Source organism: Streptomyces luteogriseus (genome assembly GCF_014205055.1).
In the GTDB taxonomy this organism is placed as follows: Bacteria; Actinomycetota; Actinomycetes; order Streptomycetales; family Streptomycetaceae; genus Streptomyces; species Streptomyces luteogriseus.
On sequence record NZ_JACHMS010000001.1, the window covers coordinates 1,795,347 to 1,810,872 of the forward strand.

The 15,526-nt window shown below is 73.2% G+C and carries 11 protein-coding genes; 8 read left to right on the plus strand and 3 right to left on the minus strand.

Going from position 1 to position 15,526, the window contains the following annotated elements; translation table 11 throughout:
- Positions 1-9 precede the first annotated feature (9 nt).
- Positions 10-522, minus strand: a complete 513-nt coding sequence (locus BJ965_RS08105) for a RipA family octameric membrane protein (RefSeq protein WP_184908050.1) — start codon at positions 520-522, stop codon at positions 10-12.
- A gap of 52 nt (positions 523-574) precedes the next feature.
- Entirely contained in the window at positions 575-1,063 is a 489-nt protein-coding gene (locus BJ965_RS08110) for a hypothetical protein (protein ID WP_184908051.1), read from the minus strand.
- Positions 1,064-1,352: 289 nt separating this feature from the next.
- On the opposite strand from BJ965_RS08110, the gene BJ965_RS08115 reads away from it, so the two are divergent.
- From BJ965_RS08115 to BJ965_RS08150, 8 genes are read left to right on the plus strand one after another with little or no spacing between them, the layout of a single operon-like run.
- Positions 1,353-1,805, plus strand: a complete 453-nt coding sequence (locus BJ965_RS08115) for a hypothetical protein (RefSeq protein ID WP_184908052.1) — start codon at positions 1,353-1,355, stop codon at positions 1,803-1,805.
- A gap of 16 nt (positions 1,806-1,821) precedes the next feature.
- Positions 1,822-3,966 (plus strand): Hsp70 family protein, encoded by a 2,145-nt coding sequence (locus BJ965_RS08120; protein WP_184908053.1) that lies wholly within the window; start codon positions 1,822-1,824, stop codon positions 3,964-3,966.
- Complete coding sequence (locus tag BJ965_RS08125) at positions 3,963-5,456, plus strand: hypothetical protein (RefSeq protein ID WP_184908054.1); 1,494 nt, start codon at positions 3,963-3,965, stop codon at positions 5,454-5,456. Before BJ965_RS08120 ends, BJ965_RS08125 begins: the two co-directional genes overlap by 4 nt.
- On the plus strand, positions 5,453-7,003 hold the full coding sequence (locus tag BJ965_RS08130) for a hypothetical protein (RefSeq protein WP_184908055.1): 1,551 nt from the start codon (positions 5,453-5,455) through the stop codon (positions 7,001-7,003). Before BJ965_RS08125 ends, BJ965_RS08130 begins: the two co-directional genes overlap by 4 nt.
- Positions 6,984-7,325, plus strand: coding sequence for a hypothetical protein (locus BJ965_RS08135; RefSeq protein WP_184908056.1), 342 nt, complete (start codon positions 6,984-6,986; stop codon positions 7,323-7,325). Before BJ965_RS08130 ends, BJ965_RS08135 begins: the two co-directional genes overlap by 20 nt.
- Entirely contained in the window at positions 7,322-9,247 is a 1,926-nt protein-coding gene (locus BJ965_RS08140) for a hypothetical protein (RefSeq protein WP_184908057.1), read from the plus strand. Before BJ965_RS08135 ends, BJ965_RS08140 begins: the two co-directional genes overlap by 4 nt.
- A complete protein-coding gene (locus BJ965_RS08145) occupies positions 9,244-10,971 on the plus strand; it encodes a toll/interleukin-1 receptor domain-containing protein (protein WP_184908058.1) in 1,728 nt (575 codons plus the stop codon). The genes BJ965_RS08140 and BJ965_RS08145 overlap by 4 nt, the downstream gene beginning before the upstream one ends.
- Complete coding sequence (locus tag BJ965_RS08150; protein ID WP_184908059.1) at positions 10,968-15,128, plus strand: hypothetical protein; 4,161 nt, start codon at positions 10,968-10,970, stop codon at positions 15,126-15,128. The genes BJ965_RS08145 and BJ965_RS08150 overlap by 4 nt, the downstream gene beginning before the upstream one ends.
- Here the strand turns inward: BJ965_RS08150 and msrB are convergent.
- Positions 15,109-15,516 carry a peptide-methionine (R)-S-oxide reductase MsrB gene (msrB, locus tag BJ965_RS08155; protein WP_030838861.1) on the minus strand — a complete coding sequence of 136 codons (408 nt, stop codon included), beginning with the start codon at positions 15,514-15,516 and terminating at the stop codon, positions 15,109-15,111. The two genes, BJ965_RS08150 and msrB, sit on opposite strands and share 20 nt — an antisense overlap.
- Between the last annotated feature and the right edge of the window lie 10 nt (positions 15,517-15,526).

The following is a 15,526-nucleotide window of genomic DNA, read 5'->3' on the forward strand; positions in this document are numbered from 1 at the left end:
GGACCGCCCTCACCGGAAGGCCACGGCGCAGAAGCCCACCAGATACGACAGCGCGAAGATGACCGGTACCCATTGCTCGACATGGGTCAGGGGCAGGTATTTGCGCCAGTCGCGGCCCTCTCCGGACGCCTTCCACTCCGCCCGGGAGTAGGCGAACGCCGGCAGTCGCTCCTCCAGCGCTCCGATCACCGCCCACTTGGCGAAGTTGAGCTGCCGGTACGAGCGCACCATGACGTACCAGGCCGCGCACTGGGCGAACAGGATGACCAGGCCGGTCAGGAGCAGCAGGACCGGCAGCCCGGACACCCCCCGGGCCGAGACCGCCGCCACGGCCGCCACGACCGCGCTGTTGAGCGACAGGAAGAAGGTGTTGGTCAGGTTGCGCCGGGCACTGACCCGGTCGGCCATCTCCACGCAGAGCTTGTACTGGTCCAGCACCGCCTGCCGGTACCGTTCCTGCGCCTCCGTGTACGCGGACGGACCGACCGCTTCGTTCCACAGCACATCCCCGAGGTCGCTCATGCCCCCAGCATGGCGAACGCCGCCCCGGCGCGAGGGCCGGGCGAGGAACCGCTCAGCCGCGGCAGGCGCCTTCCGGCCACACCACGTCCACCGGGACGCCCGCCCGCCGCGCCTCGAGGACCGCGTCGGCCGTGCCCCCGCCCCTGCCGCTCGGGGGCTCGCCGTTCCACACGGCGACGAGCCGGTCGGCGCGTTCCAGCAGGACGGCGTTGGCGGCGTCGTACGCCGGTCTCCCGGCTGTGCCGTAGGGCAGTACGACCACCTCGTCGGCGGCTTCGACGAGCCGGTCGAACGCCTGCGCGTGGTCGGCCCCGACGTGCTTGCGGCGGTAGTCCTCGGACGGCACGACCACGACCAGACGCCCGCCGTGTGCCAGGACGACCTCGGCGAACAGGGCGTCGGAGCCCCTGGCGAGGCACGAGACGCCGACCAGTCCGGCCGCGGCGGCATGCTGCTCGAGCAGCGTGTCCAGGGCCGCGCGCACCAGGGGGACGCTGTCCTCGGTCAGGTCCATGTGCCCGGTCACCGCGAGGGTCGTCACGTCCCCTCCCCCTTTCGCGTGACTACGGGTCACGTCCGGCCCTGATCCTATGCGGCGCCCGGGACGCGCCCAGGTCTCGTCGGCGACCGCGCAGGCATCTAATTCGGTCAAGTCGATCCCGGTCCTCCCAACTGGTGCGGATCGGCTTCGGCTTGCTCTCGAACCCCCCTAGAATCGGCGCACCATCACGACCGCACACAATCGTCCTGTGGCAGGAAATACTGCGCCGGGCGCGAGCTTCCCAGCCTCGTCCCCCGGTGCGTGACGTTCGCGAACGGGGGATGTTGGGATGCCCGCTGCCCATGAGGCCGACGGGGCGCTGTTCTCGTTACCCATGGTCGTCCCCAGGACGACCGAGTACACGCGCCTCGGTGTGCCGCCCGAGGCGACGGCCGACGAGATCCGTGCGGCCGCCAACCGTAACGACGCCCGGCTGAGGGCCCGCGGCGCGAGCGACGAGGAGATCGCCGCCGCGCACGCCGCCAGTATCGAGAACGCCGAGGCCCGCGCCGCGCACGACGCCCGTTACCCACCCCTTCCGCTGCTGCGCCTCGTACCGACCTGGGAGCCGATCCTCGACGCGGACGAGAAGGCGATCGGCCTGTCCGTGTTGCGCAGGGAGATCGAAGCCTTCCTCATCGCGGCGGGCGAGCCGGTCCACCACCCCATGGACACCACCCGCACCGATTTCACCGGCGACTTCACCCGCACCCATCTGCTCGACGGCTTCGCCGACGAGTGAACCCCGGAGGTCCCCCATGGAAGACGAGATGCACCGGGTCGTCGGCATCGACCTGGGCACCACCTACTCGGCCGTGGCCGCCTACCACGCCGACGACTACGCGCCCAAGATCCTCGCCGACCCCGAACGCGAGGGCGCCGCCGCCGTCGCCATGCCCTCGGTCGTCCGGCTCGACACGGCCACCGGGATGCTGGTCGTCGGTCACGACGCCAAGGACGCCATCAGCGAGGGGCCGGGTGCCGAGGGCACCTTGGTGGAGATCAAGCGCGAGATGGGAGCGGTGTTCGACGAGCAACTGCTCGAACGCTTCGGCGCGCGGGGCATCTACCAGGTGGGCGACCCCGTGCGGGCCAGGCTCGGCGACGAGTGGCTGCGACCGCAGGAGATCAGCGCACTGGTGCTGATGAAGATGAAGCGGATCGCCGAGCGGTCACTGGGCGGGGAGATCCACGACGCGGTGGTCACCGTGCCCGCCTACTTCATGGAGCGGCAGAAGAAGGCCACCGAGGAGGCGGCGCTGCTGGCGGGTCTGTATCCGCGTCAGCTCATCCCCGAGCCCACCGCCGCGGCCATCGCCTACGGAGTCGACAGGGCCGAGTCCGAACGGCAGGTCTACCTCGTCTTCGACCTGGGCGGCGGCACGTTCGACGTGTCGATCATCGAGACCCGTGAGGACGAGATCGAGGTCATCGCGACCGCGGGTGACCAGCGGCTCGGCGGCGGCGACTTCGACGACGTCGTGGCGGAGTGGATCGTCCGGGAGCTCGGCGACGCCCTCCCCGAGGACGTCCAGCCGCTCCAGATCAAGGCGGCCGCCGAGGCGGCGAAGCGCGAGCTGTCCCTGCGCTCCGCGACCACCGTCGACCTCGGTGGCGGGACGCGTGCGCTGGAGCTCGACAGAGACACCTTCGAGACGCTGATCCAGCCGATCCTCGACCGGTCCCTGAAGCAGGTCGACGAGGCACTGAAGTTCGCCCGGAGCGCCAAGGGCGTGCTGCCCGAGCATGTCAACGCCGTGCTGCTCGTGGGTGGTTCGACGCGTATCCCGCAGGTCAAGCGGATGCTTCTGAACCACTTCGACCGGGACGAGGGGTTCGTACGCGGCGACGCCAACCCCGACACCCTGGTCGCCCGGGGCGCGGCGATCGTCGCCAACCGGTTCGAGGCCTCACCCGCCTTCGACCTCGCGAGCCGGCCCACCGCCGAGCGGTCCGCGGACGAGCAGGACTACGCCGTCACGCTGATCACCGAGCACACCCTGGGCGTCGGGGTGCAGGACGGCGAGCTCAGCATGCTGATCCCGCGCGGCACCAAGATCCCCGCGCGCCAGGTGCGGACGTACACCAACCCCGATCAGGCCCCCCGCATCGAGGCGGTGATCTACCAGGGCGAGGACAAGTACGTCTACAACAACACCCTCGTCGGCACGATCCACCTCGACGACATCGAGCGCCGCCCGCAGGGCTACCACGAGTTCGAGGTCGAGTTCTCGCTCGACGTGAACGGACTGCTCGGGGTGCAGGTCACCCACACCAACACCGGGCGGGAGTACCAGGCGACGTTCGACCAGAGCACCACCATCGGCAAGCTGGACGAGCTGGCGGAGCGGCGGGCGGCACTGGTGCGGTTGTTCGCGACGGACGGGCAGCCCGGCGCCGGGATGCCGACCGTGGGTCAACAGCGGGTCGGATCGGCGGAGTTCACCGTCCCTGCACCGGTCGCCGCCACGGTCCCGGGACCGGTCACGGCCGAGGTTCCGGCCCCGGCCGGGACCGGATTGCCGGGCCCGGTGGCCCCCGGCTCCACCGGCCCGGCCGCCACCGGCTCGCCCGGCCCCGTCGCCGCCGGTTTGCCTGACCCCGCCGCCGGCTTGCCGGACCCGGTCGCCGCCGGAGTGCCCGGGCCGGTCGCCGCCACGGCGCCCGCCTCCGTCCCCGCTCAGGGCGCGGCTCCCTCCGCCGGTGGCGACGCCGGGATCGACCCCGCGGTCGTGCCGGCCGAGTACCGCCGCATGGTCAAGAAGGCCTTGCGGGCGGGCCGCGACGGGCAGGCCTCGCCCGCCCTCACCGCCGCCCTGGGCGCGTTCTGGGACGCGGTGCGCGCCGGTGCCGACGAGGACACGCTGGACGAGCTCGCCGACGGGCTCGAGGACGAGCTTTGACCACGACCCTGGAGGCCTCGCACGCGGCCGTCGCCGCGGAGCTCGACGCCGAGTACGTCGGCGTCGGCTGGTGGGGCACGCTCTATCGCGCGCCGCACCGCCGCCGCTGGTACCGGCTGGTCCCCGTCGAGGAGATCGACGGCGACCAGCGCTCCGAACTGCTGGCCTGGCACACCCGGCCGCGCAGGCCGGAGCTGGTTCCCGTGGTCCCCGGCGAGCAGGGCGAGCAACGGCAGCTCGCCGGGCGCTGGTTCCAGGTCGTCAGCTACGAGACCGACGCGCCCCGCGCGCTCGCCGACGCCCTCTCCGAGGACACGGCGGCCGCACGGCTCGCGTCCGTGGCCGGGGCACTGCGTGCGCTCCCGGCCTGGCGCTCCGCGATCGGCCCCGAGCTGGTGGCCCTGCCCGCGGACATCGTGCTGGGCGGACACGGCCCGCTGCTGCTGCCCCTGCCCGCCTGGGGAGCACCGTCCGTCGGTCAGCTCTTCGCGGAGCCGGAGCGTCTGGCGCACCTCGCGCCGGAAGCGGCTCGCGGTCTCCCGGCCGGCGACCGGGACCCCGGTCTGCACGCCCTGGGCGTCGCGGCCCTGGGCTGCTTCGAGTCACCGCCGGACGCCGACAGCGAACGGCTCCTGCAACGGGCGGCGTGTGCCGCCGTGTTCGCCTCCCGGCCGCACGGCAGCAGGCTGCCGTCCTGGACGCGGCGCGTGGAGCCGGTCCGGGCGGCGCACGAACAGTTGCGCGCCCTCACCTCGGGATCGCGGCCCGTCGATCCGCTGCGCCTCGCCGACACCCTCGACGAGGCGCGGCACGCGATGGATCCCCTGGTCGCGGTGCACGCCCTCCGTGCCGAGGGCAGGCCGCGCAAGGCCGTCGGACTCACCCACGCGGCCCTGGTCGACAGCCCCGGCTACCCGCTGCTGATCCTCGCCGCCGAGATCGCCCACCAGGACCTGCACGACCCGCTGGAGGCGCTGTCGCTCCTGGAGCGCGCGGTACAGGCGGACCCGGAGCGCAGCGAGGCGTACACGGCACAGCTGTCGATCATCGGTGGTCTGTGGGCGGTCGTGCAGGGACGGCTCGCCGGGGCCACGGACGGCTCGTTCGCCCACCGGCTCCTGGCCACGGCCCGCACGGCATTCGACGGGCTGCCGCCCGACCGGCGCCGCGAACACGCCCACGAGATGGCCCTGTGCCTCATCGGCCAGGGCGAGCTGGCCGAGGCCAACGCGTTCGCGCACCGCTGGCTGCACGACGGGTCCACGCTGATGTGGTGGCGTCTGGACCTCATGCTCGACTACGCCGTCACCTTCCTGCTGCTCGACCGGCTGGACGAGGCGGAGCAGGTCGCCGAACAGGTCGGGGCCGGTTTACGGCGCCTCAGGGAGAACGGTCAGATGACCCGGCGCGACATCCACGAACACGGCATGAGGTACGCGGACCTCGTCCGGAAGCTGCACGACAGGCGCAACGGCGGGAGCCGCGGGTGATCACGATTCTGCTGGCGGTCGTCCTGCCCCTGCTGCTCCTCGCCGTCCTGACCGGTGCCGGGTACTTCCTCCTGGTGCTGCCCAGTCGCTGGCGGCTGCCGTACGAGCGGTCACTGGCACTTCTCGACAGCGACGACCGCGACGAGCTGGAGCGCGCCGACCAGTTGCTGGGGCAGGCCGTCAACGCGGGGCCACGGGGCCGGGCGCTCGACCGGATCCGGTTCGCCCAGGCCTGCGCGCGGGCCATGCTGGGGCGGTACGAGCCGGCCCGCTACGGAGCCGCCGCGACCGTCATCGACGAGCTGATCGCCGCCGAGGGCCGCACGGAGGACACCGCCTACCTCGAGCTGTGGGTGCAGGCACAGCTGAGGAACCACGACCGTGTCACCGACCTGTACACGGAACACACCGCGCTGCTGGACACCCGCCCGCAGAGCCGCCGTATCGCTGCCGTCTCCCACCTCCAGCTGGCCGTCGAGCACTGGCGGCGGCGGGAGACCGACGGGGCGCTGCACCACTTCGACCGGGTCCGGGAACTGGGAGAACTCACCGACCGGATCCCGCCCGAGGTCAACGACCTGCAACTCGTCAAGGGCGTGCAGTCGGTGTTCGACGGGCGCACCGAGGACGCCCGCGAGGCGTTCACCGGCGCGCGGGAGCGCGCCGCCTCCCGCGGATTGCCCACGGTAGAGGCGGAGTTGGGGGTCCTGGTCTGCGACTGGGCGGACGGCGATCCCGCCGAGCTGGGCGAGCGGCTGGAACGGCTGAGCCGCCAGATGGCGGGCCTCCCGGCCGACGAGCCCACGACAGGACTGCTGCGCACCGGCGTCGAGGTGCTGCGGCTGGTCGCGTTGGTGCGGGAGTGGCTCGGCAGGCCCCCGCAGTCCGGGGCACCGTGGCCGGCCGACGTCGAGGAACTGGAGCGGCGGGCGGCCGCGGTGCGCGAGGCGGACCCCGACCTCGGTGACGCCGCGCTCGTCGAGGGCCTGGTCCGCTACTACTTCGCCCTGAGCCGGCCCGAGCGCGAGCGGGCCCTGGACATGCTGGACAAAGGAAGGAACCTCGCCAGGGGCATCACGCTGCCCGAGGTGCTGGACCTGATGGAACGGGAACGGGCCCTGGGCGACGACGGGGACGCCCTCTCCCGCTACCTGGTCCTGGTGAGCGAGTTCCTCGACGATCCCGACCGCTCGCCCGAGGACCGGGCCCACTATCGCCGACTCAAGGACAGGTTCGGGCAGTTCGGCGCTGCGGGAGACCTCGACACGACGCCCATGCCCCGGCAGCGGGCCCCCCAGGACGACCTGCGGCGCCGCAACGAGGCACTGCGCCGCCGCGTCGAACTGATCGTGTACCCGAGAATCCGTGACCTCCCCGAGGACGCCCCCGCCAAGGTCGCCCTGCGCGCGCTGATGGAGGAACTCGAGGCCGCCTCCCGGGTGTACGGCGACGGCGCCGAGGTGCTGCACCGAGCGGAGCACAAGCTCATCACCACCACAGGAGAGATCCTGCTGCCCGAGGAGAGCGATGACCAGGATCGTGCCTAGGCGCCTCGCGCCCCGGCGACGGGACGGCGCACCGACGCCCGGGCGGCTGGCCGGCCTGCTGCCCGGGCGGGGCCGTACGTTGGACCGCGCCGCGCTGCTCGACCGGCTCCCGACCGTGGAGAGCCGGCCGGCGGCGGACGAGAAGCAGCTCTTCGAACAGGCCGGGCTGGCCCGGGTGTTGCTGCTGATGGTGAAGGTCGACCAGGAGTCCGAGTACCTGCTCTGCCGGGAGCTGGCCGCGCACGCGCTGGGTTCGGTGCCCGATCCCGGCGAGGTGTCGGAGCTCGGGGAGTCGCCGTATTCCGGAGGGGAGTCCGCATGACCGGTCCGTCGGACGACCGCCACTCGTTCCGGGACGTCGGCCCCGTCCAGTCGCTGCGGACGCCGTCCTTCGAGTTCGCGGAGGTCACCCGCCACGCCGACCTCGCTGAGCACGACCGTCGGCTGGACGAGCTGGCCCGCCGCGCGCACACCGCTCCGGTCGCGGACCGCCTGCTGGAACTGTCCACCATGGCCTCGGACACGCTCCAGGAGATGTCGCTGGTCATCGGCGACGACGGCGAGGACCTCCTGGAGGACGGCCGGGCGAACGCCCACGCCGGTGAGTACGGCACGGCCCTGGAGCTGCTGACCGAGTATCTCCGCGGCAGGCCCGGCCACCAGGAGGCCCGCTACCTGAGGGCGTTCTGCATGTACCGGCTGGAGGGGCAGGACCGGGTGGAGGCCCTGAGGACCCTGCGTCCACTGCGCGACGAGCCGATGGAGGAGGGCCTGCGCGAGCAGGTCCGCGAGCTGCGCCGTGAACTGCGCCGCCTGCTCACTCCGCTGGAGGTCGGCGCCTACGCCCGCACGGCCCGCTCGGACCCCCGGAGTGCGCTGGAGCGGGCGGAGGCGTTCCTGGAACTGGCCCCGGAGGAGGGGTCGTTGTCCTGTCTCGTGGCTCTCGGACAGGCCAGGGCCGGCGCGCTGGACCAGGCCCTGGAGACCGCCACCCGGGGTGCCGCGGAAGCGGACGTCGACCGGGAGCAGGTCTCGGCGCTGGCCCGCCGGCTCCTCCTGCCGTATCTGCGCCCGGCAGCGGCGCCGGCCGTGGCGGCGTTCAAGGCGCGCAACCCGCGCCTGGCGCGCGCCGAGCTGGCCCGGATGGAACCCCGTTGGCGGCGCAGCGCCGTCATCGAGGACTTCGATGCCTACCTCGCGCTGTGCGTCACCGGCTGGACCGGCGCCTCGCCGCCCGCACCGCGACTGCCCGACGACCGCGCCGACGACGTCTACTCGTTGATCGCCGAGCCGGACGGCCAGAGTGCCGCGGCCCTGATGCAGGCCGGCCTGGCGGAGGCGGCGGAGCAGGTGCTGGCCCGGGTCCTGCCGCTGGTGCCGGGCTTCCGCTGGCTCAACTTCCTCTACGCGGCCTGCCTGCTGCGCCTGGGCCGCGATCCCGAACGGGCGGCGGCCTGCGCGGAGATCGCCGGGCGTGACGCCACCATCACCCAGGCCGGCGAGCTGCTGGCGGCGATCCGCGGCTGGCAGGAGGCGACGGTGATCAACCCGGCGGTCGACGAGTACGTCGCCGCCATGAAGTCGGTGAGCGGCGGGGTGTCCGCCGACAGCCTGGCCAGGCTGCGCACCCGGCTGACCGTGTTGCAACGCGGGCTGCCCGCACTCCGGGCGGCGGCCCTGAGCGAGCAGGGCGGGCAGGTCGTGCGTGAACTCGAGAAGGCGATCGGCCAGCGGCTCTCCGAGGTCGGGGACGCCATGGTCGTGGCGGACCTCTACGACAGGTACGACGCCGCCATGGCCCCGGTACAGGGCGGTCTCACCGACACCGCGGCGGCGGACCGGCTGGCCCGCTCTCTGGACGACCTGGCCGCGCGGATCAAGGACAAGCGCCGTGCGGCCGGGAAGGGCACCGGGCAGGAACAGTTCGAGAAACTGGCGGAGCTGGTGAGCATGCGCCGGGCGGAACTCGACCGGGTCCGTGCGGGGTTGCTGGTGTCGGACCTCGTCAAGCGGTTCAACGAGCTGGTCAAGCCGCAACGGGGGTCCGAGTACTCGGATATGCCGATGACGGTGCGCGACTTCCTCGCGCCGCCGCCCCCGGATCCGTACACGCTGCGTACGAAGCTGTCCGGAATCCGCGAGGAGGCCCGCGCGCTCCGCCGCAACCACAAGAAGACGCTGGCCGCCCGGGAGACCGAGCTGCTCGACGAGCTGATCGCCACGATCTCGAAGGTACTGGGATGACGACGGACACCACGGCGACGGCGTCCGGCACCGACCACTGGGACGTGTTCATCAGCTACGCCCGCGAGGACTACATCCACGCCAAGGACCTGTACGACGCCCTGAGCGGCTGCGTGACAGCGGACGGTGCCGCGCCGAAGATCTACCTGGACGTGTCCAGCAGCAGCGGCACCCCGGTCGGCGCGGACTGGCAGGGCTTCCTGGAGGACGCGCTCCCGCGAAGCCGTCGTGTCGTGGCGCTCTACTCGTCGACGTACTTCGACAAGCACGTCTGCCAGTGGGAACTGCACGAGGCACTCAAGCTGAACCCCCCGGAGGGCGGCCGGCTCATCCCGCTGCTCATCGATCCGGGAGCGGTGGCGAAGGTGCCGTACAGCGTGCACCGGATCAACTGGATCTCCGCGGCACGGCCCCACTGGATCGACGAGGTGTGCAAGGCCGTGGGGCTGCGCCCGGCCGAGCCCGGCGTCGTCCTGCGCTTCGACACCCCGGTCACCGGCGCGGTCGCCGGTCACACGCTGCCGCCCGTGCGCGTGACCGGCACGGCGCCGGACGGCATGTCCCCGTGGCCGTCCGGGGCCACGGTCACCCTGACCGCGGAACCGCCCACCGCGGAACTGACCGGGACGCTCTCCGTGTCGGCCGCCGGCAGCACGGCGGTCTTCGGCGACCTCGCGTTCCGCACGCCCGCAGCGCAGGTACGGCTCGTCGCGACCGCCCCCGGCTGCGAACCGGTGCTGACCCCGCCCTTCGAGGTGCGGGCTCCTGACGAACAGCCGTCCTGGGACGAGCCGGACCGCCCGGTCCTCACCGCGCGCGGGCACCCGGTCTTCTTCCCCGACGGCCGGGCCCTGGCCGTGCTCGACGGGCGGACCCTGGCCGTGCACACGGCGGAGCACGAGGCCGCCGGTACGGCGCAGCTCAGGGAGCGGCCGCGGCTGTGGGCGCGCGGGGAGCGCTGCGTCGCCGTCGCCGACTGGTCGGGGCGGGTGGTGCTGGCGGCGCCCGACGGCCGCACCCGGGTCGTGGACCTTCCGGCGCCGCACGGCGGGCGGCTCAACGTGCCGGGGGCGCTGGCCTTCGCCGGGGACGAGCTGTACGCGGGCATGTGGGGCGGGTCGGTCTGGAGGGTGTCGCTCGACGCCGAGGAGCCGGAGCCGGTGCTGGAGCACGCGGCGGGCGTCCAGGTCCTGGCGGCGGACGGCCCGGGACTCCTGGTGGGCGGCCTGGACGGCAGGCTCACCCGGTACACGGACGGCCGGGTGGAGGGCGAGCACCTTCTGGAACCGGTGCTCCTGGCGGCCACACGCATACGGAACTTCGCGCTGGTCGTCGGGGAGCACCAGGTGTACCGGCTGGACCTGACCGCTGGACGGCTGCTCCGGGTCACCCAGCCGGTGACGGCGATCACCGGGACGCTGACGGGCGGTGAACTGACGGCGATCGTCGACGCGGCCGGACAGGGCGTCTGCTTCGACGCCGAGCTGGCGGTGCGGGTCGGCTTCGGGACCGTGCCGGGTGCGCGACCGGTGGGCTCCGGTGCCGGCGGACAGCTGCTGGTCATGGAGTGCCCCGACGGCTCCCACGCCCTGGTCCGCGACGGCCGCACCACCTATGTCTCCGGCTTTCCGATGGCCGTCTCCCCGGACGGGCGGCGGGCGGCGGTGTCGGACGGCGAGCGGCTGCTGATCCTGTCCCCCGAGGAGCTGGAGGAGTCGTCATGACATCCCGTGGGCCCCTGGAGAACCGGCCGGAGGTGCTGCGCCGCCTGGCGGACGGGCTGTGGTCCGATCTGGAAGAGGGACGGCCGCTCACCCAGGGCCAGTTGGAGGCGGCCGTCGAGGCCGGCTTCCGGATCGGTGTGCATCCGGCCACCGAACCGGCGACGGCGCTGACGATGCTGACCCGCGCCCACCGGCTGGACGGCACGAACCCCAAACACCCGTACCACGTGGGACTGCTCTACCTGCGCCACGGCCGGCCGGAGGCCGCCGTCCCCTGGTTCACGGCGGCCGCGGCCCTCTCCCCGGGCAATCACCGCGTCTGGGCCCATCTGAGCCTCGCGTACCGGACCATGGGCCGACAGGGGGAGAGCACGGACGGCGATCACCGGTCGCGGGCCGAGACGATCGCGGCCACGGTGCGCGAGGGCCGCCACGACTTCCTCCCGGTGGATGAGGAGAGCGCCGTACCCGCCGAGGACGGCGAGGGCGCGGAGGGCGGCGCCTCGGCGGCCGCTCGGCCGCTGCTCCGCCCCGGCGTCTGCCGCTGGACCGGCATCCACGACATGACGGCCGACAGCCGGCTTCGCGGCAACACCACCACCCAGACCCGGGACGTGCTCGCCGCCGAACTGGAAAGCATCGCCGACCTGTCCGGCCGGCGCCCGGGCCGGACGGCGGCGTTCAGCGTCCTCGCCGTGCAGTGGATGGTGTACGGCTATCCGACGGCGACCGTCCGCCGGCTGGCGAAGCGGCTCCCGCCCGACGACGGCCCCGCGACCCGCATGCTGCACCTGGTGTGCGATCTCTTCGACGCGGACCTCCACGAGTTGCCGGACCGGCTCGCCGAGTGCCTTTCCGACCGCTCCCTGCCCGACGTGCTCATCGCGCTGATCCACCGCAGGCGCCTGTTCCGGCGTCCGCTCGCCTTCCCGGACCCGGGTGCCCACGCGGCGGCGCGGGAGTTCACCGACGGCGACCCCGAACGGCACGAGAAGGCGATGCGGTCGGCCGTGGAACAGCTCGCGGCCGAGCCCGCCGAACCGATGGCGGACGTTGCGCCACCGGCCGGTCCTGACGCACCGGGACCGCCGGATCCCGACGGGCGGCTGGCGTTCTTCGAGCAGACCGCCGCCTCTCTGACCGGCCTCGCGACGGACGCCCGGGCCCACGCCAAGGACCTGGCGGGAGCCACGGTGGCGGACGCGGCCGGTTACGCCAGGGTCGCCGGGGACCGGGACGTGCTGACGGACCTCCTGGAGCGTCTGGAGGCCGTCCGGCAGACCCGGCTGGAGGAGCTCCAGCGGTTCCAGGACCGTGAGCCCTCGGGTCTGGTGATGGCCTTCGAGGAGTTCCAGCGGCGGCTCGGTGCGTGCCAGGCCTCGTTCCAGGAACCGCTGGGCAGTCTGCGGACCATCCTGAACAAGCGGGTCGCCAAGCGACTGGCCGCGAAGGAGCGGGACTTCGGCACGACGGAGCCCGCGCCGGGCCAGGAGGCGCTGACGCTGCGAGAGCGCCTGTCCGCCCTGGAGACGGACCCCGCCGGCACACCTCCTCCCGACGACCGGCTGGCTCTCCTGGAGGAGACGGCCGCCCGGCTGGCCGGCCTCGCCGGGGACGCGCTCGACCATGCCAAGGCTCTCGCCAGGACCCCCGTCACCGAGGAGCCGGACTACGCCCGCGTCCTGGGCGACCAGGAACTCCTCCTCCGTCTGGTCGACCGCCTGGAAGCGGTGCGGCTCGACCGGCTGGAGGCGGTGCAGGATCTCAAGGCCGCCGAGGCGTCGGCGAACGGACTGGTGATGCCCTTCGCGGAGTTCCACCGGCGGGTGGAGGAGTGCGAGACGCGGTTCCAGGAGGGCCCGGGGGGTCTGCGCAACATCCTCAACAAGAGGGTTCGCAAGAACCTCGCGCCCGGGCGGGCGGAGTTCGCGCAGGCCGCTCCCGCGCCCTCACCGGCCGCCCGGGCGCTCGCGGAGCGGCTCACCGCCCTCGACTCGGCCCCCGGCACGCCCCCCGCCGGCCCGACGGCGACCGTCACGACGCCGCCCGCCCCACGCCCCTCTCCCCCGCCGCCGGACGCGCAGGCCGGCCCGCGCGAGCGGGTGCGGCATGCCCTGGCCGTCGCCGAGCAGGCGCTCGACGCCAATTTCGCCGAGGCCTGGCGGACCCTGGAGCGCTATCCGGCCGGGCTCGGGCACCGGGACGCGGTGGTGATGCTGCGGACCTACCTCGGCGGGCGGCAGGCCGAGTCCGACCAGCGGCTGGGTCGGTCGGCGGCGGCCCGGCGGGGCTGGAACGCCATGCTCTCCGACGACCCCCTGCATCCGGCCGTGCTGCGCAACCTGGCGGTCGCGCACACCACCGCCGGTGACTTGGGCCAGGCCGCGCACGCGTGGCGGCGCCACCTCGAAGCGCTGTACCTGGGGGCCGTGCTCGACGGGGACCTGCGCCGCGGTGCCGCCGAACGCGCCGAGCTGCATCGCGTGCTGGCCGCGTCCTTCGGTACGGCTCCCCTCTGTCCGCGCGCCACGGACGACCGGGAGACGGAGCAGGAGACCGCGCAGGTGGTGCCCCTGCTGGCCAGTGCCGGAAAGGTCACGGCCACCGTCGCCCACCTGCGGCTGGAAGAGCTCAATCACATGCTCTCCCAGCGCGGTCCGACCCTGCTGCTCGGCGTCGGCCGCTCCGTCGAGGAGACCGAGCTGGCGGCTGCCCGGGACCGTCGCAAGGCGACCGTCGAAGCGACCGTGCGGCTGCTCCCGCCCAGGACCAGGGCGGGCTTCCGGAAGCTGTGCGACGAGCTGATCGACGAGGCGTACGAGGCGGCGTCCACGGCGCGGGGACGCACCCGGCGTGCGGGGGACGAGGCCGAGGAGGGCGCGCACCTGGAGTGGGCGCGGGACCGGATCCTGTGGAAGCACCGGCTCGCCGGCGCGGTGCAGGGGCCGGCGTCCGAGTGGCCGCTCACCGAGTACTCGGGTGACGTGCTCGCGGGTCTGCGCCTCGTCGACTCCCTCCCCCTGGACCCGGCGGATCCGGGGCTGCTCGTGAGCGCCCAGAAGCTGGGCCTGCGGGGTGACGCCGGGCAGATCATCGAGAGGTACAACCGGCTGACCGAGCATGCCTGCGACTTCGCCCTGGGGTGTATTCACGAGGCCGCCGAGCAGGCTGCGTCCGGGCCCGCGACGCGGCACTTCTCCGACCGGTTCCGGCGGATGACCCGCTCCTGGGGACGCAATGACGACGTCATCCCCGAACGCTGGTCCGGCGCCCTCGACGACCCCCAGCGCCTCTACCACCCGTCCGCCGAGTCGGCGTTCGCGATCCTGGAGAGGCTGCGGGACGCCGGGCGCCCCGCCGACGAGAGGGAACGCGGCATCCTCACGGCCGCCGTGACCGCCCTGGAACGCTGGGTGGAACGGCTCCCCGGGGCCACCGGCCCCGCCCGCACCCTGGCCGTGGTCCTCAGCGCCCTCGACCGGCACGACGAGGCCCGGCGGGTGCTGGATCAGGCGCTGCGCGAGGCGTTCAGCGCGCGGGGACGACGGCAGGTCGCCCTGTCGCAGGTCCGTCTCGACATCACCCGCGGGAAGTTCGCCGAGGCCGTGGACCGGGTGCGGGAACTCCTGCTGCGCGAGCCCGACGAGGTGTCGCTGCGCCGCCTCCTCGTCGAGGCGTACCACAGCTGGATCACCTCGGGGAGGGACGTTCCCGAGGCGTCCGTCATCGCCGCGGAACTCGCGCGGTGGACGGATGCCGAGACCGTGCGGGACCGTCGCACGCTGGTGGTGAAGGCGGTTCTGGCCAAGGACCGGAGCGGACTGGACCCCGTGAGCGCCGCCCGGTCGGTCGCCGAGGACCTGCGGCGGGTGTGCGAGGACGACCCGGACAACGTGGGTGCCCGCGAACAGCATGTGGCCGCGCTCTACCGGCACGCGGTGGCGGTCCGTACGGGAATGCGCTCCACCACGGGCAGGGAGCGCGCGACGCTGGGTGAGCGGCTCAAGACGGTCTGCGCGCAGTGCGCGGACTCCGCTACCGGCCTGTTGGACTCGGGCCTGCTCACCGACGAGGAACGAAGCGAGCAGATCAGGGGGTTCCTCCGGGCCGTCCGCCCGGAGGAACCCCCTGACCCGCTCAGTTCGCGTCGGGCGTGAGCCGCACCGCGATCGAGTTGATGCAGTATCGCTGGTCCGTGGGCGTCGGGTACCCCTCGCCCTCGAAGACGTGCCCGAGGTGCGAGCCGCACCGGGCGCACCGCACCTCGACCCGCACCATGCCGTGCGACCGGTCCTCGATCAGCTCCACCGCGTCGGTGTCCTTGGGGTCGAAGAAGGACGGCCAGCCGCAGTGGGACTCGAACTTCGTGTCCGAGGTGAACAGGTCCGCGCCGCAGGCACGGCACGAGTAGACACCCCGGGTCTTGGTGTCGGTGTACTCACCGGTGAAGGCGGGCTCGGTCGCCGCCTGCCGCAGGACCGCGTACTCGCCCGGGGTCAGTTCCGCGCGCCACTGCTCGTCCGGCTTCTCCACGTCGTACGGCATGAGCCTCCAG

Excerpts from the sequence above, each read along its gene's own strand:
- BJ965_RS08105 (WP_184908050.1), bottom strand. The coding sequence starts at position 522 with ATGAGCGACCTCGGGGATGTGCTGTGGAACGAAGCGGTCGGTCCGTCC.
- BJ965_RS08115 (WP_184908052.1), top strand. The coding sequence starts at position 1,353 with ATGCCCGCTGCCCATGAGGCCGACGGGGCGCTGTTCTCGTTACCCATG.
- BJ965_RS08120 (WP_184908053.1), top strand. The coding sequence starts at position 1,822 with ATGGAAGACGAGATGCACCGGGTCGTCGGCATCGACCTGGGCACCACC.
- BJ965_RS08135 (WP_184908056.1), top strand. The coding sequence starts at position 6,984 with ATGACCAGGATCGTGCCTAGGCGCCTCGCGCCCCGGCGACGGGACGGC.
- BJ965_RS08140 (WP_184908057.1), top strand. The coding sequence starts at position 7,322 with ATGACCGGTCCGTCGGACGACCGCCACTCGTTCCGGGACGTCGGCCCC.
- BJ965_RS08145 (WP_184908058.1), top strand. The coding sequence starts at position 9,244 with ATGACGACGGACACCACGGCGACGGCGTCCGGCACCGACCACTGGGAC.
- BJ965_RS08150 (WP_184908059.1), top strand. The coding sequence starts at position 10,968 with ATGACATCCCGTGGGCCCCTGGAGAACCGGCCGGAGGTGCTGCGCCGC.
- msrB (WP_030838861.1), bottom strand. The coding sequence starts at position 15,516 with ATGCCGTACGACGTGGAGAAGCCGGACGAGCAGTGGCGCGCGGAACTG.